Here is a 25,691-nt window from a genome sequence, read left to right on the forward strand (position 1 = left end):
ATAAAATTAAGTACGTAGTTTAACTGTATACATTTCAAATTCTCACGAGACCTCAATATATTGAATAAGCCCACCTCTCAAAAAGATACTATACATATTCCTTTCACAGTAGCATATTTAATCCTTTCGACATTGAAACTTACATAACGGAGGTATAACATGACAAACACAAAGGACATGCACTATATACTCGTCCTATACGGCATTCTTTTAGGCTCTATAGTGGGAGCTACAGTCTGGCTATTTTTAGTTACAATAAATATCGGAATTCACTTTATTTGGGGATACTTACCTACTATTTTCTCTTCTCCCCCGTATTACACTATTTGTGTAACAACTATCGGTGGTATTCTCGTTGGTTTAACCCAAAAATACTTCGGCACATATCCACGTCTTATGCCGGAAGTGATGAGTGAATATAAAAAAACAGGTAGAATTGAATACCGTTTTGTACATAAAGCTACTTTAACTGCAATTATCGTTTTAATATTTGGAGCTAGCTTAGGTCCCGAAGCAGCACTTGTTGGAATTATCGGTGGACTTTGTACATGGGTAGGGGATCGCTTTACATTCGCATTAAAAGGAATGAATGAACTAACAGAGGTTGGAATTGGTGCTACTTTAAGTGTAATTTTTAACGCGCCATTATTCGGTTATTTAGCTCCAAATGAAAATGAGGGTGAGCAAATTAACGAATTTTCTAAAGGAAAAAAAGCAATTGTATATTTAGCTACTACTTTCGCTGGCTTTTCCATTTATTTATTACTTAGTAAATTCGATAATCGCGGATCCTTTATCGTTGATTTTGGGGAAGGTTCCCTTTCTCTTAATGAATGGATTGCCTTTCTACCACTTGCTAGTATTGGTGCTATAGTTGGTTTCTTTTATTTCAAATTTGAATTCACATTAGAGAAATTAATCCATCCCTTCAGGGAATACAAACTATCACTTGGAATTATCGGTGGTATTTTATTAGGAATTACAGGAACTGTTCTCCCGTACACGTTATTCTCAGGAGAACACCAATTAAAAGATTTAGTCGTTGAATGGAGTCATTTATCCTTCTGGGTACTACTTCTTTCAGGTGTTTTAAAATTATGTATTACTGCCGTTTGTTTAAATACAGGTTGGCGCGGTGGACATATTTTCCCAATTATATTTGCTGGATCTAGTATCGGATATGCTATAGCTTCCATTATCCCGATAGATCCAATCGCTTCGGTAGCCATCGTCACGACAGCAATTTCAAGCTATGCATTAAGAAAACCAATTGCTATCACATTACTATTACTCATGTTTTTCCCGCTCAATTTACTATTACCGATGCTTGGAGCGGCAGCGATTGGTAATGCATTTCCACTTCCTAAAAACAACGAAGCTACAAACGAATAAAAATAGGCAGTAGGGACAAAAGTTCCACTGCCTATTTTTATTACACACGTTGCTTCAATAATGCATATAACTCTTCAAAATTTTGCACTTCATATGTTGGCACAATCTCGCTATGATTTGATTTCATTTCTGGATTAAACCAACAAGTATCAATTCCTGCTACATATCCGCCTTTCATATCAGCACTTAACGAATCTCCAATAATAAGCCCTTCTTCAGGAGCAAAATTAGGAATTCGTTCAAAAACATAATCAAAGTACTCTTTCATCGGCTTTTGGAATCCTGTATCTTCAGAAACGAAAATATCTTGAAACAAGGCATGTAATCCTGCATTACGTAAACGTTTATCTTGCGTCTGAGAAATACCGTTTGTCACTATATATAAATCGTACTCACTTTGAATTTGACTTATGAATTCAAATGCACCTTGCATGAGCTGATTTCCTTCTTCTAAGTAACTACGATAATTATTTTCGAATAATATCCCATCTACCTCTTCCCCGTATTCTTTAAACAAAATCGAAAATCGTGTATTTAAGACTTCATCACGATTTATTTCCCCTTCTTCAAAAGCCTCCCAAAGGTGTTTATTAATTTTTTTATACTGCACTTCAACCTCTCTAGTTAGAGGGATCTCGTTCTCTTCGAACAGCATACGTAACGCCATTTTCTCCGCTTTTTGAAAATCTAACAATGTATCATCTACATCAAATAACAATGTTTTATATTTTTTCATAATCCCTTCACACTCTCTTTTCTACAAAATAAATTTACGTAAATCGTATCATTCCTTCTTGTAAACATAATAGGAGATATCTCATACTAAACATGAGGTGAAAACATGAAAGTTAGCAAAAATAGCAAGGAAATCTCTCATTACGTGCAAACTTCCAACTTCCATACTCTTTTTTCTTTTGATGTCTTATCATATGCTGAACTACATTCTTTTCAAAAGAAAGAAAGGATATGTAATGAAGGCGTTGATGTTCCTTATCTTTATTACTTAATTTCCGGAAAAGCAAAAATATATATGAGCCACAAAAATGGGAGGGTCTCCTTAATTAACTTTATTCAAGCCCCTTCGTTCATTGGGGAATTAGGCTTAATCGGCGTTGAATCCGTTACGAAAACGGTGGAAGTACTTGAAGATTGTATGTGCTTGGCGCTCCCCCTTAAAAATTGTCAGCATCTTTTATTGCAAGATGCTACCTTTCTACAGAAACTATGCAAATTTATCGGTGAAAAAACAATTACCCGAACAGAAAGTTACGCCAAAAACAATAGTTATCCGTTCGAAAATCGATTAGCGGCGTTTATTCTATTAACAGGACAAAATAACAGTTATACAGAAAAACATACCGAAGCTTCGGAATACCTAAATGTCAGCTACCGCCATCTTTTATATGTATTAAACCAGTTTTGCCAGCAAAATTACTTAAAAAAAGACGGAAGAACCTATTACATACTAGATCGAATTCAATTAGAAAAACTGGCTGACGAACTTAAAATATAAAAAAAGTAGCATTAACGTTTACCTGTTAATGCTACTTTTTTTCGAGTGACGATTCTATTTTCAATTAAAATTTGCTTGCTACTTTAGCTGCTTCTTCAAGACCAGCTGTAATGATCTCTTCTGCTTTATCTGGGAATTGGTTATGTCCTTCAATAACTACTGTTTCCATATTTGTTGCACCGAAGAAGCCCATCATGCTTGCTACATATTTAACAGCCATTTCTACTTCAGCTGCTGGACCTTCAGAATATACGCCGCCGCGCGCGTTTAATAATGCAATCTTCTTATCTCCAATTAGACCAACTGGACCTTCTGGCGTATATTTAAACGTTTTGCCAGCTCGGTTTAAATAATCAATATATGTGTGTAGCACTGCTGGAATCGTTAAGTTCCATAATGGGAAACCGAAAACGACTTTATCAGCTTCTAAAAATTGATTTAAATACTTATCAGCAACTGCTACTGCTTTTGCTTCCTCTTCCGTTAAATCAAACCCTTTACCTGCTTTGAATGTACCATTAATCATATCTACGCCTACATATGGTAATTCTTCTTTATATAAATCAAGTTCTACTACTGTATCATTTGGATGTGCTTCTTTATAGTTTGCTAAAAATGCCTCGTATAATTTCACACTAACTGCTTGTTCCGCTGGGCGGTTGTTTGCTTTTACAAATAAAACTGTTGCCATTGTTTTTCCTCCTAGTACTCACTCTTCTGTTGTTATATGCTTTCAAAAAAGGTATCCCTTGTAATTGTTGTTTTGTTGCTTACAAACATATTTTATCTTTATATCAAGACAATTTCGTCCTCACATAGACGTATTTTTCTATAAAAAAAGTCCACCTTCTAAAGGCGAACTAGTCTTACGACTTTTGTCTTATACAATTCCATTTTTCACTGCATATAATGCTGCTTGCGTGCGATCAGATAAATTCAACTTACTCAAAATACTACTTACATGCGCTTTTACCGTTTTTTCTGTAATAACTAAAACAGAAGCGATCTCTTTATTACTCATCCCTTTCGCTAATAGCTGCAACACTTCATTTTCTCTCGCCGTTAGCACATCCACTTGAATAGAAGGTTCTTCTTCCTTTTCTTCCACAGGTAATGTTTGAGAGAGAAGAGTATTTGCTATATCCGGATGTAATTGAATATTACCTTTATATGCGCTTCGAATAGCTTCAACAAGCTGATCCGGTTCTACATCTTTTAAAATATACCCACTTGCCCCCGCCCTTAACGCTGGTAAAACATGCGCCTGATCAGAAAAGCTAGTTAATACAATTACTTTCACATTCGGATATTCTTTTTTGATGCACGCCGTCGCCTCGACACCATCCATTTCGGGCATATATAAATCCATTAATACAACATCAGGATTCGTTTCCCCTACTTTCACTAACGCTTCTTTCCCATTATTTGCTTCTCCAACTAACGCTAAATCTTCCTGTGTACTTAAGAAAAATGCTAATCCTTTTAAAACGACTGTATGGTCATCAACTAACAATACTTTTATTTTCACAAACTTCCCTCATTTTCACATCATAATGGTACTTTTACTTTTACACTTGTTCTTTTCTTATCACTTACAATTTTAATTGTTCCACCGACTAATTCTACTCTTTCTCGCATCGTAGTCATACCGAGTGATTTCTTCTCTTTTATATCCTTTTCTACAAAGCCGTTTCCTTGATCGACTATTTCTAATGATACATTCTTCTCCGTCACTTTGAAATAAATCGCCGCTTCTCTGACATTCGCATGTTTACTTACGTTATTTAAAGCTTCTTGTCCAATTCGCCATAGTGCTTCCTCTACTACGCGCGGTAAATCACGCACACCTGTAACTTGTTCCCGAATTTTCAATCCCAAACTTTCACCATATTGTTTTAAAACTGGTAATAGTCCTTTCTCTAATCCTGCTGGACGTAGTTGCCAAATTAACGTCCTCATTTCTTTTAAAGCACCTTGCGATAACTCACGTATCTCATGCAAAGACTGATCTACCTTTTCGTTTTTCCCCTTTAAGACGGCTTCGGTACCTTTCGTCATGAAAGTTAATGAAAACAACTTTTGTGAAACAGAATCATGCAAATCTCTAGCTAAACGATTACGTTCTTCCATTCGTACAAGTTCTCGGCGCTTTTCATTTAACCTTAAGTTCTCTATCATTAACGATATATGATTGGCTAACGCCTGTACTACATCTATTGTATTTATATCAAATTCTCCATTATTCGAACTTACACTTAGTACGCCAAATATATGATCTTGAATATGTATGGGAATGGCAATAACTGCACGATTAGGATGTACGATATTCCCAACCTGACTCTTTAACAAAACAGACTCTTCTTTTTTCAGAGCTTCCTGTGCCGCTGACTTCAAATCCTCTTGTAGCTCATCTATCTTATATGAGGCCCTTACAGCAAGTTCATTTTCTTCTCTAATAAAGAATACAACTTGCTCCCATAGAAATAACTTCCCAATTTGCTTTACAATCTCCCCAGGCAATTCATTAAATTTATGAATCGTCCTTAAAGCTTGAATAAAGCGGTCTAACTTTACATAATAATGAGCCCTTCTCTTTTCATTTTCATACAATTTTGTACGTTTTAATGCTGTTCCAATTTGGAAAGCAACTGATTGTAATAGCACTAACTCTTCTTCAGAAAAATGCGTTTTACCTGGACTAGCCACATTTAATACGCCAAATTCATCTCCACCCGCTTTTAATGGCACTGTCGCATGATGCACAATCCCTTCTGTATCTCCCCAGTTATATTCAATCGCATTATTAATTCTCTTACATTCAATAATATTAACGGCTTTCTCTAGTTTCCCTTCCACAAATCGGTGTAAACACCAACAATTCCCCTCACACATCGGTCGTTTATTTTCAAATCTTAATCCCTCTGGTAATTGATAATCAATTAATTTTGTATATCTACCATTTTCATCCGCAAGAAATATCCATCCTGTCGTTAAACCTGTTACATTCAACAGTTTTTCCAACACAGCTTGCAGCACATGATAAGTATCATTTGAGGTGTTCAACGTCTCTGCAATCTCTTTTAATATAACTAATTCATTTGTACGATTCTCTTGAAACATAATTCGTCTCCTACATACAAGATTTTAAATCGCCCCTAAAGTAAATCATCTACTTTTCACTTTGTACTTATTCGTAACATTGATATAATGGTGAAAACATAGTTTTCATTATATCACTTGAGGGGGACTTCATAATGACATTAAATAAAGCACTTACTATCGCTGGTTCTGACACAAGTGGCGGTGCTGGTATACAAGCAGATTTAAAAACATTCCAAGAACTTGGTGTATACGGAATGACATCTCTTACGACAATCGTAACGATGGATCCACATAACGGTTGGGCACATAACGTATTCCCAATCCCAGCTTCTACATTAAAACCACAATTAGAAACGACAATTGAAGGTGTTGGAGTAGATGCTTTAAAAACAGGTATGCTTGGATCAGTAGAAATTATTGAAATGGTTGCTGAAACAATCGAAAAACATAATTTCAAAAATGTAGTAGTTGACCCTGTTATGGTATGTAAAGGTGCTGATGAAGCATTACATCCTGAAACGAACGATTGCTTACGTGACGTTCTTGTTCCAAAGGCATTAGTTGTAACACCCAACTTATTTGAAGCTTACCAATTAAGTGGCGTAAAGATTAATTCTCTTGAAGACATGAAAGAAGCAGCAAAAAAAATCCACGCTTTAGGTGCGAAATACGTCCTAATTAAAGGCGGTAGCAAGCTTGGTACGGAAACTGCAATCGACGTCCTATATGATGGAAAAACATTCGATCTTCTAGAGTCAGAAAAAATTGATACGACAAATACACACGGCGCAGGTTGCACATATTCTGCTGCAATTACAGCAGAACTTGCAAAAGGAAAAACTGTGAAAGAAGCAGTAAAAACTGCTAAAGAATTTATCACAGCTGCTATCCGTTATTCATTCAAGATCAACGAATACGTAGGCCCAACACATCACGGTGCATATCGTAAATTCGTTGCATCAAAAGAACTTGTCTAACATATAAATGAAAACACCCACAGAGTATATATATTACCTCTCTGTGGGTGTTTTTTATAAGCTCTTCTGGTCATCTTATCTTTAAGATGCAGAACTAACCTGATTTCTACCATTTCTTTTGGAGTAATATAATGCATCATCAGCAGCTTGAATAAATCGCTCTGGTGATTCTTCATACACTGAAATTCCTACTGAAACTGTAATTTTTATTTTTGTTCCATTTAGCAATTGAAATGGATGGTTTTCAACAGCCGTGCGAACTTGTTCCCCCATACGCATTCCACAAGCTAATTCTTTCTGCGGTATCAAAAGCGCGAACTCTTCCCCACCCTTTCGAAAAGCCAAATCTGGAAACGTTGAAACTTCTCGTAAAATATGCCCCATTTGTTTTAATACTTCATCTCCCGCAGGATGCCCATACGTATCATTTACACACTTAAAATGATCAATATCTATAAGTAGTAAACAAAGTGAATCATTTTTCATGCGCTTATTACCAATATGACGATTCATCTCTAAATCAAACTGTCTTACGTTCCCTAAACCTGTCAGTGCATCTATCGTTGCGTATTGCTTCATCGTTTGAAATAACTCATTGGATTGTAATACATAATTTGCGCTTATAAATGTGATATATGCTGCAACACCACTACAAACTAAATATAATGCTACTATAGAAATATCCTTAAATAAAATAGAAAGTGGCACCGTTAAAATAGATAAACTATATACATTAAACCAGATCCACCTTTTAAATATAGAAGCTTTCATCCGCCAAATGAAAATAATTCCAAAACCTATCAATACAATTGTATAACAAGCCAATTCAGAGGCTAAAGAGTACTCAGTAAGAAATAATCGGGTAATTAATATAATAGTAACTGTTATGCTACTAGCTATCGGACCTCCAATTATAATTGCCAAAATAACAGCTAAATAACGTAGATCCAACATAATATCTTCAATATGTACACCAAAATGCATCAACAGTACACTTAATATTCCAGTAAGAATACCTACTACACATTTCTGCCAAAGAGAAAACTCTTCTTTTAACGGCCTATCTCTTAAAAGCTGACCTCCAACAAAAATAAAGGAAAGAATAATGGTTGTGTTTACAAATAAGTCCCTTAACATAAAATAATCTCCCAACTTGTCTATCTATCCCTTTCCTTATTTTATTGTATACGAGATACCTATAATTCCCAAAGTTTTTTATTTATTTTTGCTGTTCCACGTGAAACAGCAAAAATAAAAAAGGACGAAAATTCGCCCTTTTCATTAACAACAGCGTGATATCTTTCCGCCCTTTGCATTAAATCTAGCCTCTTGCGCTTCTGCAAAAAATTGTTTTTGACATACAACCTCTTCTTCTGGATGATGCTTTTTCATATGCTCTACATATGTTTCATAACTTGGTACCCCAACCAGTAAACTAATAAAGTGTTTTCTTTGTCCCCATACTTTCCGTAGTCGTTTAAGCATAATAGTTCCTCGACTCACTTTCATCTCTAGAAATATATGGCGCCTCTTTTAGCGGCATCGGCTTATTTCTTAATACTTGAATCCAAATTCGAATTGCAGAAATTAATACAGCGATTACAACTATCATAAAAATCCCGCAAAGCGCTGCATCAATATAATCATTTAAAATAATTTGCTTCATTTGAGCAACATTTTTAGCTGGTGCTAACACTTTCCCCTCGTCTAATGCTCCTTGGAACACCTTTGCGTGAGATAGAAATCCTATTTTAGGGTTTTCATGAAATAACTTTTGATAACCCGCCGTCATCGTTACAATAAGCAATCCAACAGTTGGAATAAGTGTGACCCAAACATATGCCTTTTTCCCCATTTTGAACAAAATTGTCGTTCCAAGTAATAATGCAATACCTGCTAACATTTGATTTGCAATACCGAAAAGTGGCCATAACGTATTAATTCCACCAAGCGGATCTACTACCCCTTGGTATAAGAAATAACCCCATCCTAATACGCATAACGTTGTAGCTATCACATTCGCTAATGTAGAATCCGTTTTCCCAAATGGCTTATATACATGTCCTAAAATATCTTGAATCATAAATCGGCCTACACGTGTTCCAGCATCAATCGTTGTTAAAATAAATAGCGCTTCAAAGAGAATCGCAAAATGATACCAAAAGGCCATCATGGCCGTTCCACCTATTACTTGTGAGAAAATATATGCCATACCTATCGCTAACGTTGGTGCACCACCTGTACGTGATAAAATCGTTTGCTCTCCAACGTTTACAGCAAGATCTTTTAGTTCATTTGGTGTAATAGCAAATCCCCATGAAGAAATAACTTGAGCTGCCTGCGAGACATCCGTACCGATAAGTGCTGCGGGACTATTAATCGCAAAATACGTTCCTGGTGTTAATACACAAGCTGCAATCATCGCCATCGCCGCTACAAATGATTCCATTAACATTGCCCCATAACCGATTGGCTGTGCGTGTCCCTCTTGTTCAATCATTTTTGGCGTCGTACCTGATGAAACGAGAGCATGGAATCCTGACACCGCACCACAAGCAATTGTAATAAATAAGAATGGGAATAGGTTTCCAGAGAAAACAGGACCTGTTCCATCGATAAATTTCGAAACTGCTGGCATTTGTAAATCTGGTGCTACAATTAAAATACCAATTGCTAATCCAACAATTGTTCCGACTTTTAAAAATGTGCTTAAATAATCACGTGGTGCTAAAAGCATCCAAACTGGTAAGGCCGATGCGATAAATCCATATACAATAAGCATAATAGCAATCGTTTCACCGCTAAACGTGAACATGCTTGCAAGCGTTGGATGTTCTGCTACATACTGTCCTCCAATAAGAGACAGTATAAGTAGAATAATTCCGATCACTGACCCTTCACCAACCCGGCCAGGTCTAATGTAGCGCATGTACACTCCCATTAAAATAGCGATAGGAATCGTTGCTGCTATTGTAAACATTCCCCAAGGACTTCCGACAAGCGCCTTTACTACTACTAATGCTAATACTGCTAATAAAATAATCATAATACCTAAAATGCCTATCATTGCAATAAGCCCTGTAACAGGACCGATCTCATCTTTAATCATTTCTCCTAAAGATTTACCATTCCGTCTCATCGAAGCAAATAAAATTACAAAATCTTGTACAGCTCCAGCGACAACTACCCCAACAATAATCCATATTGTCCCTGGTAAATATCCCATTTGCGCTGCCAAAATCGGTCCTACTAAAGGGCCTGCCCCAGCAATTGCTGCAAAATGGTGCCCAAATAATACCCACTTATTTGTCGGAACATAATCTTTTCCATCGTTTAATGTATGGGCTGGCGTTTGCCGATTATTATCTAAACCAAATACCTTTCTCGCTATAAATTTACTATAAAAGCGGTAAGCAACTGCATACACACATACCGCAGCTACTAAGAGCCACACGGCATTAATAGTTTCACCTTGTGATAAAGCTATTACACCAAATGCACCTGCGCCTACTGCTGCAATAACCCCCCATAGTAAAATCGACTTCAATGTTTTCACATACAATCCCCCCAATACTATTGCTTAGTGGGATTGTACTAAATTTTCTGAATATTTAATTTGAATCCTCCTTATCATGAAGGATTTTTAGTTTATCATGTTAAAAAACTCGCATTACCTACTATAATTCAATCTTATTTCGAAGTCGTTTCACATAATTACGACTAACTGGAATCGGTTGCTCATCATATTTATCTAAATACAGATTATATGTGCCATTATAATAGGGTTTTAGTTCTTGTACATATGACATATTAATTAAATAACTTTTATGCACACGTAAAAAATCATATGCATTTAGCTTATTTTCCAGCTCCTGAAGTGTATATGTTGAAATATACTGATTATTTGTTGTATAAATTGAAACCGTTTTGTTTTCCTTATTTTTGCTTACATATACAATATCTTCAGGGAAAATATACCGAATTCCCTCTTGACCTTCTATTGGTAGCTTTCGCAAATAACTCTTTGCTTTCTCGCCTTGCTCTTTACACATTCTATATAAAAGGAATTGCAAATCTTCTTCACGAAATGGGCGTAGTAAATAATAGAATGCTTGAAAACGAAATGCCGTAATCGACTCTTCTATATCTTCACCCATAAAAATCAATTTCGTATAACAATTTACTTCCCGTAATAAACTCGCATATTCAAAACCAGTTCCATCTAGTAATTTTGAATTCAAGAAAACAAAATCTGGTGTATGCTTTTTCATAATAAATAATGATTCTGTTCCCGTATTCGCTTCAAAACATTCTACATTCCTTATATTTTCAGTAAATTTGTCCGCTAAACTTCTTCGCTCTTCTGCTTCTTCCATGATCAGTAAAATTTTCATTTCTTCAACCACCTAATTCTTTTGTCCATATGTCTTGTTGTATACATTCGCTTTTATAAGAAACATTCCCTTTTTCTTACTATACCATTATTTATCTAAAAAAACAGAAAAAAGGAAACCACGACGGTTCCCCTGCCCTTTTATTCCATTATTTGTAGGAAGTAACACTCACTGAATTGTTACTTCCCCGAAAACGCAATTGGTGCTGGCTAATAATCAGTGGGGGATAAATCCCTCACCGATTAAAGTTTCACCTTATACTAATTCTCGTTGCTTCGTTTCTTGCCCAAGTACAATTACAGCAACTACGCCAATCAAAATTGATCCACAGAAAATCGTAAATATTAGTGATAGTGAAGCCTGTGAAGTAACTAAATATCCTACTAATAGCGGACCAAGAATACCACCAATACGGCCGAATGCTGCTGCCATCCCTGCACCTGTACCACGAATAACCGTTGGATACTGTTCCGGTGTATAAGCGTATAATGCACCCCAAGCACCTAAATTAAAGAAGGATAGTAACATGCCTGCTACGATTAATACGGTTAATGACTCCGCCACTCCAAACAAGTAAGCACTACATGCTGTACCGATCAAATACGTAACTAAAACGAACTTACGACCAAGTCGTTCAATAAACCAAGCAGCCGTGAAATATCCTGGCAATTGAGCTAACGTCATAATAAGTACGTACTGGAAACTTTTTATTAAACTAAATCCTTTTAATACCATTACACTAGGTAACCAAAGGAACATCCCATAGTAAGAAAAGACAACAGAAAACCATAGAATCCATAACATAATTGTTGCCTTACGATATTCACCAGACCAAACCAACTTTACATTTTCGATAACAGATGGTCTTTTTTCAGCCTTTTGAAATCTCGGAGAATCCGGTAAATTCCATCTTAAATATAAAGCATATAGTGCCGGAACCGCGCTCAATACCATTGCAACTTCCCAACCATATTTCGGAATAACAAAATACGAGATAAGAGCTGCAATTAACCATCCACCTGCCCAAAAGCTTTCTAATAGCACAACTATTTTGCCACGTTCATGCGCTTCAACGCTCTCTGATACTAATGTAGAAGCAACTGGAAGTTCTCCGCCAAGCCCCATACCAATTAAAAATCGTAAAACAAGGAACATCGCAAGTGTTGTCGTTAAAGCAGTTAAACCACTACCGATAGAAAATAGTAATAATGTAATAATAAAGACTGATTTACGTCCTATTTTATCTGATAGTATTCCAAAAACAAGTGCTCCGACTGCCATACCAATTGAATTAATGCTGCCTATCCAGCCCATTTCTTGCGTACTTAATCCCCAATCTTTTTGCAATGCTACCATTACGAATGAAAGCATTCCAACATCCATTGCATCAAATAACCATCCAAGCCCTGCTATACCAAGTAGCTTTCGCTTCGAAATTTCTTTCCCCTTGCCCATAAGAAGTCCTCCTTACACAGCTGTCTTTACACATCATTTTACATGTGTGAATTGTATAAGTAAAATACTTTCGTACAAAAAATTCTCCTTCATCATGCCCAAAAAGTAAAATACTCATCCCACTATTTGAGGGCAGTAAGACTCTCACCTCAAAATTCAGCTGAAGCAAAGAGGTTAGATGGAAAATCAACTGCCGTTAAACGTCCGATTGGTGAGGATTAACCATCAGTGGTGGATGAGTAAAACCTCACTTTATTAAAAATGACCAAATAAAAAAGTAGCGATATTCCGCTACTTTTTCGAACGCATGACTTCTTTTAAAAATTCCGCTAATACTAACTGACGACGCCAGCGCGTTGGATTACTACACAATCTATAAAACCACTCTAAGTTAATCGCTTGAATCCATTTTGGTGCACGTTTTACCTCTCCAGCCCATACATCTAAACTTCCGCCCACTCCAACAGCCATCTTCGTTTCTAAACGATGCTTATTAGTTTGGATAAAGTTCTCTTGTCTTGGGAAACCAAGCGCGACAAGTAATAAATCTGGTTTTGCTTCTTGAATACGAGAAACGATACTCTCTTCTTCTTCTTGTTTAAAGTACCCATCTTGTGTACCTACAATAGATACAGCTGAATATGTCTTCGTTAAATGCTCTGCTGCAGCTTGTACAACATGCGGTTTTGCACCAAGTAAGAAAACAGATACCGGTTTATTCTCCTCTGATAACTTTGCAAGTAGATTACACATTAAATCAAAACCTGCTACACGTTCCTTTACAGGTGTACCAAGTATACCGCTTGCTTTTACAACTCCAATACCATCAGGTGTAATTAAATCTGTATTTAATAATGTTTTATGGAATGCTTCATCCTTTTTTGCACACATAACAATTTCAGGATTTGCTGTTACTACCTGAAAAGTATGAGTTCGCTCCAATTCTAGTTGTCCCTTCAAATATTGGATTGTTTCATCCATTGTCATTGTAGAAAAAGGAACACCTAGAATATCAACCGTTTTTACTTCCATGATTAACTATCCTCTCTATTTCAGTAAAAGTTTTTTATATGCATTATAAGTATCTTCATACAAATTTTTTAGCGAGAAATGAGTAGATGCATGATTATATAAACGATTTCCCATCGCTTCTAATTCACCATTCAACCATTTTTCATAAGCATTTTCTAACGCGTTTGCTAACGAGTCTGCATCACCAATTGGTACAACCCATCCATACGTATCATCAACTATTAACTTTCTCATATCACCTACATTTGTTGCAATAGATGTTAAGCGCTGATTAGCCGCTTCTAATAAAACAAGAGGAAAGCTTTCGCTATAAGAGGTTAACAAATTAATGTTTGCAGATGCATATAATTCTTTGGAATCTGTACGAAAACCTAGAAACATCACCTTATCCTCTAAGCCCTTTTGTTTCACCATCTCTTTTAATTCTGCTTCTATAGGTCCATCACCAAGCAAGAGCACCTTTATATTTTGAATTTTAATTTTTTGTAACGCTTCAAATAAAATATCATGACCTTTAACAGGATGAAGACGTGCTACTTGAATGGCTGTAAATACTCCTTCATCGATGCCAAATTCACTCTTATCATAAGGTTTTACTGGAGTACTATCATACTCAATTCCATTATAAACCGTACAAATTTTCTCTTCTGGTACACCTAGTTTTATTATGTTTCTCTTAAAATTCTCTGTAATTGCAAAGAATAAATCTACCTTCCTGAAAGAACGTAAATTTAACTTTGTAAATACCCATCCTTTTAATCCCCTCTTCATAAAATCCAAAGTTGGATCACTGTGGACAGTCATTATCCATTTCGCTTTTATACCTTTTTTCAAGAGGGAGAGATAGAAATTTGCTCGTGCGCCATGTGTATGCACAATGTCAAATTGATTTTCATTAATAAATGCTTTTATTTTTGAAAGAATTGATAGGTCGTACCGAGATGATTGGGTAAAAACATGCACTTGAATACCAAGGTTTCTCGCCTCTCTAGCAATCGCACCTTCTTCAAATACCATTAATTCCACTTCTTCCTTTGAAAATTGAGATAAAAGTGAAATAATATGCGTTTTCCCCCCACCTTCTTCTGCACCAGCATTCATATGCAACACTTTCATTTCTTACATCCCCCATTTTTTTTCTTTTTATTTACTATAATAAAATAAAAGCTAACATATGCTAGCTTTTATTTTTCTATCATTCAATTTCCAAGTCAACTATTAAATATGCCATGATTAATACTAAGTAGAAACTCACTCCAGGTGCAATTAAAATATGACCAGCCATGAATGAGATACCTAATCCGAGAAATATTGCTGCAATCATCATTGCATATTTCACTGTGAATATTTGTTTAAATTTAGTAAATATACATGCAATAAATTTAATACCAAAGTATAAGAATGGAATTACAAGTAAAATGAACCCTATGATTCCGAAAGAATAGAACCAATCGTGGAAGTCACGTTCAATTAATTTCGGCTGTTCTTTATAGTTACCAGCATAACCCATTCCTAATAATTTTTGAGACATTGGGGCTTCATTATAGAAATCTTTATACATCTGTTCAAATAATTGACGCCCACTAAAAATAAGAGCTTGCGTTTCTTCTTTCTTCTCCGCTACTTTTTCTTTTGCTTTTTCTTTCTCTTTTTCTTGCTCTGTCACAGGAGGTTTGTGCTCTTTAGCTTCCTCCTTCTTTTTCTCTTCCTTTTTCGCACTCTGCTCTTGTTCAATTAATTGGAAATGAAATCCCATATTTTTCATAAACGGTGAAAAAGGTGTATATGCCAATATGCCTACAAATACAGTTATTGCAAGAAAACCATTTAATAAATAGGCATGTTTCTTTTTATCTTTACGCTGTGTAAATGCCTGAATAAAGCACATAACAACTGCGATAGCCATTGATCCAAAGATTGCTCCTACGCCAACCTTTGTCCCAATTGCAAATAGTGAATAAACAACTAAAATTGAAGGAATCCAATAGTACGCTTTACCTATACTTTTTGTTCTTTCAATTGAATACAAAATAACAATTGGACACATGATGGCTAAAATAGATCCTAGCTCGTTACCTGCATAAAACCAACCGCGTGATCCTAACTTTACCCATTCATAACTATTATAATCTGTTCCAGTAGTAATCGAAGCTACCATGACTACTCCTATAATTAGCGATGCATACGTAATATAGTCACGCATTTTTGAATTTGAATGGCTTTTCTCTTTTAAAGACTTAAATACAAACACATAACAAGTAAGCATAACAAACGGATATAATGCTTTTGCTATAAACTTAATTTCCTCTGAAAGTACCATAGGATCTTTTGTAAGCTTGTTATTTACCAATCCGATGGTGAAGACTATTCCTACTAAGATTATATACAATATATATTTTATATTTCCTTGTTTCTTCGTTTGAATTAAAATATATATCCCGCTTAGGAACATAACGAATAAGCGTGTAATAACTCCAATGGTCGTATCAATTTTTAAAACCATTATACAGAATGCCGTGAGCAAATCTAAAATTGGTTGCAACAAAATAAAGATTAATAGAAAATTTTCAAATTTATTACTTTTACTATTTTCGCTTAACATCTAGAACCTCCATAACTATTACCTAATTTCAATCTATACTGTTAATATTTTTTTCTTATCTCAAATATTTATTATAACATATATTTTTTAATTAAACGCCTCACATTTCTCCCCAACCTTACCTTATAGAAAAAAGCATATTTGCATTTTCAAGCGCTTTCTTTCCTCATTTTTTCTTTTTTTCTACATGTAAAGAAAATGCATTGTTATTTACATAACTTTAGTGTATATTTTTTCTCTGGAACATCTTTAGGAGGAAGGGATTACAGCAATGTTATTAATCGACATATTTACGTTTCTTGGCATTATCGCCGCTGCTATTTCTGGTACATTAGTTGGTTTAAAAAAAGATTTAGATTTATTTGGTGTCCTTTGTTTAGCTGTAGCCACTGCGCTCGGCGGCGGTATTATTCGTGATATTATGATCGGTAACCTGCCTCCTGTCGCATTTGTTAAACCCATTTACTTTTTTGTAAGTGTATTATCAGCATTATTTACTTGTATGTTTTTTGAGCGTATCAATAAACTGCAAGTCGTTATCATGCTTTCTGATGCTGTTGGCTTAGGTGTTTTTACAGCTATTGGTGCAAATGCGGCAATGTCACATCATGTTGACGCCTCATTTTTAGTTGTTTCAATGGGAGTCATTACAGGTATTGGAGGCGGTATTTTGCGTGACATTTGCGCTCAAGATATCCCTTACGTATTCCGAAAAGAGATTTACGCAATCGCTTCTATCTTAGGAGCAATTAGTTTCCTAATCACATATGCAATGGGGGCACACGTATTAGCTTTCTATGTTTGTTTATTAGTAACATTCATTATTCGTGTTGTCACTGTAATATATAATGTACATTTCCCAGTTTTCTTTAAAACACATGCTAAAATTAATAAAGGCCATTAAGAGAATTCTACATAGAATTCTCTTAATTTATATACTATTCTACACACTAATATAGAGTAATTGTATATAAAAATATATAATTATATTAGGACTAAAAATGAAAACGCTTTATACACAGGGGGGAAGAACGATGCTTGGGGTTTTTAAAAAACATACAAATAAAACAAACGCCAGTATACTTGAATTAAGTAAGGATCAAAAAATCACTTTTAACGTGCCTACTAATTCTGAACTGAAAATTCAAATGGATATGCTACATATTTCAAAAGAAGATTTACAAATCGTAAAGGTACTACAGCCCTTTATTTATGAAGAAATTGATTGGATTACGGAAAAATTCTATGCCAATATTACAAAGCAGCCTAATTTAACTACTATTATTGAACGTTATAGCTCTATTCCAAAACTAAAGCAAACTTTAAAAACACATATAAAAGAATTATTCAGCGGCGATATGCATGAAGATTTTATTGAACAACGTGTTAGAATTGCCAAAAGACATGTACAAATTGGTTTACATAGAAAATGGTATACTGCCGCTTATCAAGAATTATTCCGCTCTATCATGAAGATTTTGCAAACAAAAATTACAACAATTGACGATTTTTCTTATTCTATAAACGTAATAAACAAATTATTTACTCTTGAACAAGAACTCGTTATTGCGGCTTATGAATCTGAATATGAAAGAATACAAAAAGAACATGAAAAAGAAAAAGAAATAACAGCTATGACCATTACGCATATTGCAACAGAACTAGCATCTGTATCTGAAAAAACGAGCGCTTCTATTCAACAGTTAACCGCTAAATCTGAAACGATTGTAGAAATTGCCAAAACAGGTACATCATTAGCTACAACATCAGAAGAAAAAGCGAATAAAGGGAAAGAACAATTAAATCAGCAAAATAAACGAATGGAATATATTCAAACAAACATGGAAACGATTATTACAGATACTCATGAACTTCTCGATATTTCTAACAAAATTAACGAGATTATAGATATTGTAAAATCAATTGCAGAGCAAACAAATTTGCTCGCACTAAATGCGGCTATTGAATCTGCACGTGCTGGGGAATTTGGCAAAGGCTTTTCTGTTGTAGCTGGAGAAATTCGCAAGTTATCAGAGCAAACGAAAGAATCTATATTTAACGTTACAAAGCTCGTTGAAAAAACAAATGAACAAATTATTCGTGTCTCTTCTTCCGTGAAACAAATTAGCTCCCTCGTATCTGAAGGAACGGATGGTATGTCTGAGACAGATCAATACTTCCAAGAAATTGTAAAAGACATGTCTAACTCGAAAGAACAGAATAAAAAAATTGAAAATGAGTTAGAAACCATTTCACAAGTAGTGAAAGGAATTCAAGACGATTCCTCAAAAATGGCTCTAACAGCTGATAGTTTACAACTAGAACTGAACCGCTAAGGTGAAGCTTATGTCAGTAGAGGTTCTTCATCTCCGCTGACTCATAGTCCTCATCTTCCACCCATAAAAAAAGAATCCAAACTGGATTCTTTTTATTTTCTGAAGAATATTTTTTGACAATACACATAACTCATATAAACACCAAAGCTTTGCAAAATAAACAAAGCTGGCACTATAAGATTGTAATATGCCATATCTACTTGGAAGAGCCTTAACAATACGTATCCGCCAATTAACAAAACGAACAACATATATCCTTCGTTTTGTTGTTTCTTAATAAGAAAGTGTAATAAAGCTATCGACATAAATAATGTTACCGCTATGTATATAAGTGTTTCACATTTAAATAGAATAGAATGTATTCCCTCACCTGAGAATTGATTAATTACTGGCTTTAAAAGTTTAAATCTTTCTTCTTCAATCTCTTTTAGCTTTTGATCAATATGCTCTGTTACGTTTTGATTCTTTGTTACTTTTTCCTCATTTTTACCTTTTCCAATTAAAACAGATTGAACATACGTCTCATTTGAAATTGTATATTGTGACATTCCCATTGTCTGAATTCCATAACTCACACCAAAATGAGCACTATAAAATAGAATAAGTATCCCTATCATCTTTAATAATACTTTTTGCTTCATTGCTGATTGAAAGAGTTCAATTAACAACACATATACAGCAATAAAAATAGGAAGAAATAATCCCATTGGGAAAATCATATTACTGCATGCAAATAAAATTGCTGAAAGTACCCACATATAAGGATGATCTAAACCTTTATATAAAAGTATGTAGCAAGCCAAATAAAATAAAAATATTGCGAGCGATTCTGATGTTAATAAGGAACTCATAAATATATTCGGAATATATAAAGCGTAAAATACAGACGCAATACGGCCGCATTCTTCTCCGAAAACCATTGCTGCAATACGATAAATGAAAAATGCAGTCCCTGTGCAAAATAAAATATTGAATAACTGCAATACGAATACTGTATCACCAAATACACGAATAATAATTGATTCATAAATAATAAAAGGTAACTGCGCTATGTTCTCTACGTTATTACCAATTGCAATCTGCTTTGCAGACTCAAACATAGCTTTCATATCACCAATTATCGGAACGTCTACAAATAGAACCATACTAAGTCTCACAATTATAGATGTACTTATAAGAAAAACAAGAAATTGTTTATCTGTAAAACGATACTGTAAAATCGATGCCACTAACAGCATGAGAATAACAAAAATAACTAATACGATTGGTACACTTGTCGTACTGTCGCCAAAAAATTGTTTACTGGTTTCAAACGCTGACCAACAACTATAAACAAAAAATGCGAGCATCGCACCAATCATTATTTTACTAAAAAAAGACGAAAAATTTGTTTGTATATGATTCATATGTCCATTGCACCTCTATTTCCATTCATAACAAAACGATTCTATCATGAATAGGTACACAGCTGATAGGGAATTTCTATGACAAATACAGGGTCCTAATTTTTTCACTTGCAATGTAAGCGAATCCTCTTTTACACTACACTTTATATAGTAATAAATTTTCTTTCAGTTACATGAATACAAATACAGAAGTTTTACTAACCCTCTTCTGGAATTCTTTACTTCATTAAATATCTATCGATTTTTAATTTTTTGTACTCCACTTACAATACATGTCATTCTGATTGAAAACAGAAAATAGGGGCTGACCATATGGAAAAGAAATTCATGCGAGAATCCAAAGCAATTAAAACAACACGTGTTTTTCCGAATGATTTAAATAATCATCAAACACTTTTCGGAGGAAAATTATTAGCGGAAATTGATAGTATCGCTTCAATTGCAGCTGCAAGACATAGCCGTAAACATTGCGTAACGGCATCTATCGATTCTGTTGATTTTTTAACTCCAATTCACCAAGCAGATTCCGTTTGTTACGAAGCATTCGTATGTTATACAGGAAAATCTTCAATGGAAGTGTTCGTAAAAGTAATTGCAGAGAATTTATTAGCAGGCGAACGTAGAATAGCTGCAACATGTTTCATTACATTCGTTGCATTAAAAGATGGAAAACCTTCATCTGTTCCACAAGTACTACCTGAAACGGAAGAAGAACATTGGCTACACACAACTGGTTCTGAGCGTGCAGAAAGTAGAAAAAAGGGGCGTATAAAAAGCAAGGAAATGGCTGAAGTTCTAACTTTAAGTAAACCTTGGAGTATATAGACCTTCACCATTAAAACATCTTTTGAGCGAATAGCTATCACATATTCGCTCATTTTTTATAAACAATTTCACACCTTCATACAACCATTACCCCTTTTCATACATATTATGTAATATTTTTATACATATCCGTTCACTATTAACTTCTTCTAATTAATAAAATCTCATTTATCCTGCTATTTACGGGCTGTAAAACTCCCGCGTCAAAATTCGTCTGGAGCAAAGACGTTAGGCGGGAGCCTTGTTTCCCGTAAACGCCCGATTGATGAGGACTGATAATCAATCGGGAATGTACATCCCCCACTGATAAAAGTTTCACTTTATAATACGGTTCGATCCCATCAACAGTTGCTTTACAAAGTTTATGTAGGGTACACTTATACGGGTAGTTAACAAAACAATTTAAGGATTTGTAAACAGTGTAGAAAACACCTTACACTTCCATTATATTGAGAGAATTAACTCTAGTAAAAACACTTACTATGACATAGCAAGTGTTTTAATGAAACTGGATTATTTTAATGGAAAGGTGAAATTATGCAGAAATCAATTGCTTCAAATATTTTTTATAAAATACTACTCAACACGTTTAATATTATACTGCCAATTTTAGTTGGTCCTTACGCATATCGAACATTAGGAGCAAATTCAATTGGAACCGTTAACGTTGCTGAAACTTTTTTCAATTACTTCTTCGTGTTCGCCGTATTTGGTGTATATCAATATGGTTTACGTGAAATTAGCTTAATTAAAAATGATAAAAAGAAAGTTTCTAAGTTATTTACAAGTCTCTATGTAATTAATTTCACAACTAGTATTTTGGCTTTATCAGCCTTTGTGCTCTTTAGTTACATTGGGTATGGACATGAAAGTCTATTTCCTGTTCTTCTTATTTTCGGTTTCAATTTTATTTCTAACATGTTTTATGTGGAATGGTTCAATGAAGCATATGAAAATTATGACTTCATCACTAAAAAAACAGTTATCGTTCGATTAATCTATGTTGTGCTTCTTTTCTCTTTCATTCATGGGGCCGACGATTACAAAACATTTGCTGGTTTATTAGTATTATCAACATTTTTAAACCACTCTATTAGCTTTGTATATGTGAAACGCCAAGTTAAATTTGATTTTTCGGACTTAACTATTATTCCTCATTTAAAACCGTTACTATTAGTCGTGATTTTTTCAAATGCTAATATTTTATATACTCAATTAGATCGTCTTGTTTTAGGGGTATATGTTGGAAAGATAGAAGTTGCATATTACGTAATGGCTTTTCAAATTATGATGATTATTAATACACTTATGTTAAGTGTTGTACAAGTAACCGTTCCAAGACTGTCTTATTTATCAGGGAACGCATCTGAAATGGAATACGAATCATTATTAAACAAAATTTCAAAAGTATATTTCATTACCCTATTCCCTGCTGCAATTGGTTTAATGCTCATTGCTCATGGAGCTGTTGTTATTTACGGTGGACAAGAATTCGCTGGGGCTGGTAATACACTAATTGTTTTTGCTTTTTATATGATTACAGTCGGTATTGAGTCCATTTTATCGAATCAAATTATCTATGTGAAAAAGAAAGAAAGCATTTTAGTGCGATTTTTATTTATTTGCGGATTTATCAACTTAACATCCAATATTGCACTAATATACTTACATGTGCTTACACCAACAACCGCAATTTTCACAACAACAATTGCGAATTGTTTCTTAATCACATTTGAATATATTTATGTGAAAAAGAAACTAAAAGTGAATTATACGTTATTCGATATACACAAACTTAAATATCTATTTTATTCACTAACATTTGTACCAATAGCATTCGTTATTGATATGCTCGTATCTGGGCAAATACTACAAGTTATCCTAGTAATAATGACATGTGGATTAACATATGCCCTTATCCTCTTTATAACAAAGGATGAAATTCTATTTTCACTACTTGAAAAGATACTGGCACGATTCAAAAAAGCTTAAACGCAATCTCTAAAAGGAGCTGTTAAACTTGAAATTTTCTTTAATCATGGCTACTTGTGGCAGACGTGATGATATTCTTGACTTACTAAAATCACTTGAACAACAAACTTACAAAAACTTCGAACTTATCGTAGTAGATCAAAATGATACACCAATCTCTGATTTATTTGATGAATATAAAGAAAAATTTTCTATTCATTACATTTATACACCTATTAAAGGACTATCGAGAGCGCGAAATGCAGGATTAAAAGTAGCGGATGGCGATGTCATCGCTTTTCCAGATGATGATTGTATTTATGAAACAAATGTTTTAGAGAGTATATTAGAAACTTTCAACTCTAATAAAGATGTTCATTTCATCTCAACAAACACTACAAATGTTGAAGGAACAGGTTCTTTAATACACGCACCGAATACAGACATTATTTTAAATAATAAGTATGGATTCATGGGACCTTCTTTCACACTATTCTTCACAAAGCAATTTGTACAAGATGTAGGTACATTTGATGAAGATTTAGGTGTTGGTTCTGGCACGATTTATGGAGCTGGTGAAGAAACTGACTTTGTACTACGTGGTATGAAACAAAATTATACTGGTTTATTTAGAAAAGATCTGTTCGTATACCATCCTGTAAAAGAGGAAATTATTAATGAACAATCATTAAAACGTGCCATTTCTTATGCTGGTGGTTTTGGTAGGGTTATTCGCCTACACTATGGATTCCCTTATTTCTTACGTGCTGTCGCTGCGGCAACATTCCGTATGACACAAAATATTTCTAATGATAAGCGCAAATTCCACGCAAATCGCTTACGCGGAATTGTTCGTGGATATTTAAAATAAAAAACAAGGTGTAACCACTTTTATTAAATGGTTACACCTTGTTTTTTTATTTCTCTTGCATCTCTTATTTCTTGCAAAGTAACCCATCATTCTTTTATAATCGCATCCCTCACTGGTCAATTATATTATATATTTTTGAAATGATAGCATTATATCCAAGAATTTAGTATCATGATTCAAGACACTATTTAGAAATGAACGGAGGACATTATGAGCTTATTAACTGTTGAAAAATTAGGTCATACATTTGGTGATCGAACATTATTTAAAGATGTATCCATGCGCTTACTCGCAGGAGAGCACGTTGGATTAGTTGGAGCAAACGGTGTTGGGAAATCAACATTTATGAATATAATTACTGGTCAGCTTATCCATGATGAAGGTCGTGTTGAATGGACACCTGGCACAAATTACGGTTACTTAGACCAACATACAATTTTAACACCCGGTCGCACAATTCGTGATGTATTAGCAGATGCATTTTTACCTTTATTTGAAAAAGAAAAAGCATTAAATGAAGTTGCAGAAAAAATGGGAACTGCTACACCAGAAGAATTAGAAGAACTTCTTGAACAAATGGCAGAAATTCAAGATGCTCTTGAAGCCGGCGGTTTCTATTTATTAGATATTAAAATTGAAGAAGCAGCACGTGGACTTGGAATTGACGCAATCGGTCTAGATCGTGATGTTGCTGCATTAAGTGGTGGACAACGTACAAAAGTATTACTTGCAAAGTTACTACTTGAGCAACCAGAAGTATTACTATTAGATGAGCCGACCAACTATTTAGACGTTGAACATATTCATTGGTTAACAACTTATTTAAAAGAATATCCACACGCATTCCTATTAATTTCCCATGATACGGAGTTTATGAATAAATGTGTTGATATTATTTTCCATCTCGAATTTACAAAAATGACGCGTTATACAGCGACATATGAAAAATTCTTAGAACTAGCGGAGATGAATAAGAACCAACATATAAACGCTTATGAAAAGCAACGAGAGTTTATTAAAAAGCAGGAAGATTTTATTGCGAAAAATAAAGCTCGTTACTCAACGACTGGCCGTGCAAAGAGTCGTCAAAAACAACTTGATCGTATGGAACGTATCGATCGTCCTGAAACAGCTATTAAACCTGAATTCTCGTTTAAAGAAAGTCGTGCGAGTAGTCGATTCGTCTTCGAAGGAGAAAATGTAGAGATTGGATATACACATCCGTTATTACCAAAATTAACGATGACAATTGAACGTGGTGAAAAAATTGCAATTGTTGGATGTAATGGTGTCGGTAAGTCAACACTGTTAAAAACGATTTTAGGTAAGATTAAACCATTAAGCGGAAAAACAAGTCTTGGTGACTTCTTAAACCCATCATACTTCGAGCAAGAAGTAAAAGCTGATAATATAACACCGATTGATGATGTTTGGAATACATTCCCTAGCTTAGACCAGCATCAAGTACGTGCAATGTTAGCGAAATGCGGTTTAAAAAACGAACACATCTCTCGTCCACTGAATCAATTAAGCGGTGGCGAACAAGCAAAAGTTCGTTTATGTAAACTAATGGGTGAAGAAAGTAACTGGCTACTCTTTGATGAGCCAACAAACCACCTTGATGTTACAGCAAAAGAAGAGTTGAAAAAAGCGATGAAAGCATACAAAGGAACAATTCTTCTTGTATGCCACGAACCAGACTTTTATGAAGAGTGGATAACAAAAACTTGGGATGTAGAGAAATGGGCCCAAGAAAATTCTTAATCCCCTAAAAAAAATCCCTTTACACTACTATTTAGCGTGTAAAGGGATTTC

22 protein-coding genes and 1 pseudogene are annotated in these 25,691 nt (G+C 34.7%); 10 read left to right on the forward strand and 13 right to left on the reverse strand.

What is annotated here, in order from left to right:
* Positions 1-159: 159 nt before the first annotated feature.
* A complete protein-coding gene (locus ILS93_RS22810) occupies positions 160-1,392 on the forward strand; it encodes a chloride channel protein (RefSeq protein WP_064476052.1) in 1,233 nt (410 codons plus the stop codon).
* 40 nt (positions 1,393-1,432) lie between these two features.
* Here ILS93_RS22810 and ILS93_RS22815 read toward each other — a convergent pair whose 3' ends face one another.
* The gene (locus ILS93_RS22815) at positions 1,433-2,128 is read right to left on the reverse strand and encodes a YjjG family noncanonical pyrimidine nucleotidase (RefSeq protein ID WP_222661324.1); all 696 of its coding nucleotides are present in this window, start codon (positions 2,126-2,128) and stop codon (positions 1,433-1,435) included.
* A gap of 105 nt (positions 2,129-2,233) precedes the next feature.
* On the opposite strand from ILS93_RS22815, the gene ILS93_RS22820 reads away from it, so the two are divergent.
* Complete coding sequence (locus tag ILS93_RS22820) at positions 2,234-2,905, forward strand: transcriptional regulator YeiL (RefSeq protein WP_098111027.1); 672 nt, start codon at positions 2,234-2,236, stop codon at positions 2,903-2,905.
* Between the two features lie 64 nt (positions 2,906-2,969).
* Here ILS93_RS22820 and ILS93_RS22825 read toward each other — a convergent pair whose 3' ends face one another.
* The 3 genes from ILS93_RS22825 to ILS93_RS22835 all read right to left on the reverse strand — a co-directional run bounded on the left by ILS93_RS22825 (position 2,970) and on the right by ILS93_RS22835 (position 6,025).
* Positions 2,970-3,596, reverse strand: coding sequence for an FMN-dependent NADH-azoreductase (locus ILS93_RS22825; protein WP_000246726.1), 627 nt, complete (start codon positions 3,594-3,596; stop codon positions 2,970-2,972).
* A gap of 189 nt (positions 3,597-3,785) precedes the next feature.
* Entirely contained in the window at positions 3,786-4,433 is a 648-nt protein-coding gene (locus tag ILS93_RS22830) for a response regulator (RefSeq protein ID WP_000695794.1), read from the reverse strand.
* Positions 4,434-4,453: 20 nt separating this feature from the next.
* The gene (locus ILS93_RS22835) at positions 4,454-6,025 is read right to left on the reverse strand and encodes a GAF domain-containing sensor histidine kinase (RefSeq protein ID WP_222661326.1); all 1,572 of its coding nucleotides are present in this window, start codon (positions 6,023-6,025) and stop codon (positions 4,454-4,456) included.
* A gap of 134 nt (positions 6,026-6,159) precedes the next feature.
* Between ILS93_RS22835 and pdxK the strand changes: the two genes are divergently transcribed.
* Positions 6,160-6,984, forward strand: coding sequence for a pyridoxine/pyridoxal/pyridoxamine kinase (gene pdxK, locus ILS93_RS22840; RefSeq protein ID WP_064476048.1), 825 nt, complete (start codon positions 6,160-6,162; stop codon positions 6,982-6,984).
* An 81-nt stretch (positions 6,985-7,065) separates the two neighbouring features.
* On the opposite strand, the gene ILS93_RS22845 is transcribed toward pdxK, so the two are convergent.
* The 8 genes from ILS93_RS22845 to ILS93_RS22880 form a co-directional block, all read right to left on the reverse strand.
* Entirely contained in the window at positions 7,066-8,121 is a 1,056-nt protein-coding gene (locus ILS93_RS22845; protein ID WP_064476047.1) for a GGDEF domain-containing protein, read from the reverse strand.
* Positions 8,122-8,265: 144 nt separating this feature from the next.
* Positions 8,266-8,469, reverse strand: coding sequence for a YbdD/YjiX family protein (locus tag ILS93_RS22850; protein ID WP_048560464.1), 204 nt, complete (start codon positions 8,467-8,469; stop codon positions 8,266-8,268).
* Positions 8,462-10,540: a carbon starvation CstA family protein gene (cstA, locus tag ILS93_RS22855; RefSeq protein ID WP_222661328.1), complete on the reverse strand. Its 2,079-nt coding sequence runs from the start codon at positions 10,538-10,540 to the stop codon at positions 8,462-8,464. Before cstA ends, ILS93_RS22850 begins: the two co-directional genes overlap by 8 nt.
* A 121-nt stretch (positions 10,541-10,661) precedes the next feature.
* Positions 10,662-11,378, reverse strand: a complete 717-nt coding sequence (locus ILS93_RS22860; RefSeq protein WP_064476045.1) for a LytR/AlgR family response regulator transcription factor — start codon at positions 11,376-11,378, stop codon at positions 10,662-10,664.
* Between the two features lie 255 nt (positions 11,379-11,633).
* Entirely contained in the window at positions 11,634-12,833 is a 1,200-nt protein-coding gene (locus ILS93_RS22865) for an MFS transporter (protein ID WP_064476044.1), read from the reverse strand.
* A 291-nt stretch (positions 12,834-13,124) separates the two neighbouring features.
* Positions 13,125-13,865, reverse strand: a complete 741-nt coding sequence (locus ILS93_RS22870) for a WecB/TagA/CpsF family glycosyltransferase (protein WP_088047711.1) — start codon at positions 13,863-13,865, stop codon at positions 13,125-13,127.
* A 15-nt stretch (positions 13,866-13,880) separates the two neighbouring features.
* Positions 13,881-14,981, reverse strand: a complete 1,101-nt coding sequence (locus tag ILS93_RS22875; RefSeq protein WP_064476042.1) for a glycosyltransferase family 4 protein — start codon at positions 14,979-14,981, stop codon at positions 13,881-13,883.
* 79 nt (positions 14,982-15,060) lie between these two features.
* On the reverse strand, positions 15,061-16,467 hold the full coding sequence (locus tag ILS93_RS22880; protein WP_064476041.1) for an O-antigen ligase family protein: 1,407 nt from the start codon (positions 16,465-16,467) through the stop codon (positions 15,061-15,063).
* Positions 16,468-16,738: 271 nt separating this feature from the next.
* On the opposite strand from ILS93_RS22880, the gene ILS93_RS22885 reads away from it, so the two are divergent.
* From ILS93_RS22885 to ILS93_RS29130, 3 genes and pseudogenes are all read left to right on the forward strand, one after another.
* Positions 16,739-17,371, forward strand: a complete 633-nt coding sequence (locus ILS93_RS22885) for a trimeric intracellular cation channel family protein (protein WP_000924376.1) — start codon at positions 16,739-16,741, stop codon at positions 17,369-17,371.
* A 250-nt stretch (positions 17,372-17,621) separates the two neighbouring features.
* Positions 17,622-17,999: pseudogene (locus ILS93_RS29125) on the forward strand (protoglobin family protein); the annotation flags it as partial.
* The gene (locus tag ILS93_RS29130; protein ID WP_370458097.1) at positions 17,997-18,803 is read left to right on the forward strand and encodes a methyl-accepting chemotaxis protein; all 807 of its coding nucleotides are present in this window, start codon (positions 17,997-17,999) and stop codon (positions 18,801-18,803) included. The pseudogene ILS93_RS29125 and the gene ILS93_RS29130, both read left to right, overlap by 3 nt.
* Before the next feature lie 92 nt (positions 18,804-18,895).
* Here the strand turns inward: ILS93_RS29130 and ILS93_RS22895 are convergent, their stop codons facing one another.
* Positions 18,896-20,209: an ArnT family glycosyltransferase gene (locus tag ILS93_RS22895; protein ID WP_222661330.1), complete on the reverse strand. Its 1,314-nt coding sequence runs from the start codon at positions 20,207-20,209 to the stop codon at positions 18,896-18,898.
* A 312-nt stretch (positions 20,210-20,521) separates the two neighbouring features.
* Here ILS93_RS22895 and ILS93_RS22900 point away from each other — a divergent pair, with 312 nt between their 5' ends.
* The 4 genes from ILS93_RS22900 to ILS93_RS22915 all read left to right on the forward strand — a co-directional run bounded on the left by ILS93_RS22900 (position 20,522) and on the right by ILS93_RS22915 (position 25,640).
* On the forward strand, positions 20,522-21,034 hold the full coding sequence (locus ILS93_RS22900) for an acyl-CoA thioesterase (RefSeq protein WP_064476038.1): 513 nt from the start codon (positions 20,522-20,524) through the stop codon (positions 21,032-21,034).
* Between the two features lie 537 nt (positions 21,035-21,571).
* Positions 21,572-23,026: an oligosaccharide flippase family protein gene (locus tag ILS93_RS22905; RefSeq protein ID WP_088047710.1), complete on the forward strand. Its 1,455-nt coding sequence runs from the start codon at positions 21,572-21,574 to the stop codon at positions 23,024-23,026.
* A 28-nt stretch (positions 23,027-23,054) separates the two neighbouring features.
* On the forward strand, positions 23,055-23,876 hold the full coding sequence (locus ILS93_RS22910) for a glycosyltransferase family 2 protein (RefSeq protein ID WP_064476036.1): 822 nt from the start codon (positions 23,055-23,057) through the stop codon (positions 23,874-23,876).
* A gap of 210 nt (positions 23,877-24,086) precedes the next feature.
* Entirely contained in the window at positions 24,087-25,640 is a 1,554-nt protein-coding gene (locus ILS93_RS22915; protein WP_064476035.1) for an ABC-F family ATP-binding cassette domain-containing protein, read from the forward strand.
* Positions 25,641-25,691 lie beyond the last annotated feature (51 nt).

This window comes from Bacillus sp. 16GRE42 (assembly GCF_019837435.1).
Taxonomy (GTDB): Bacteria; Bacillota; Bacilli; order Bacillales; family Bacillaceae_G; genus Bacillus_A; species Bacillus_A wiedmannii.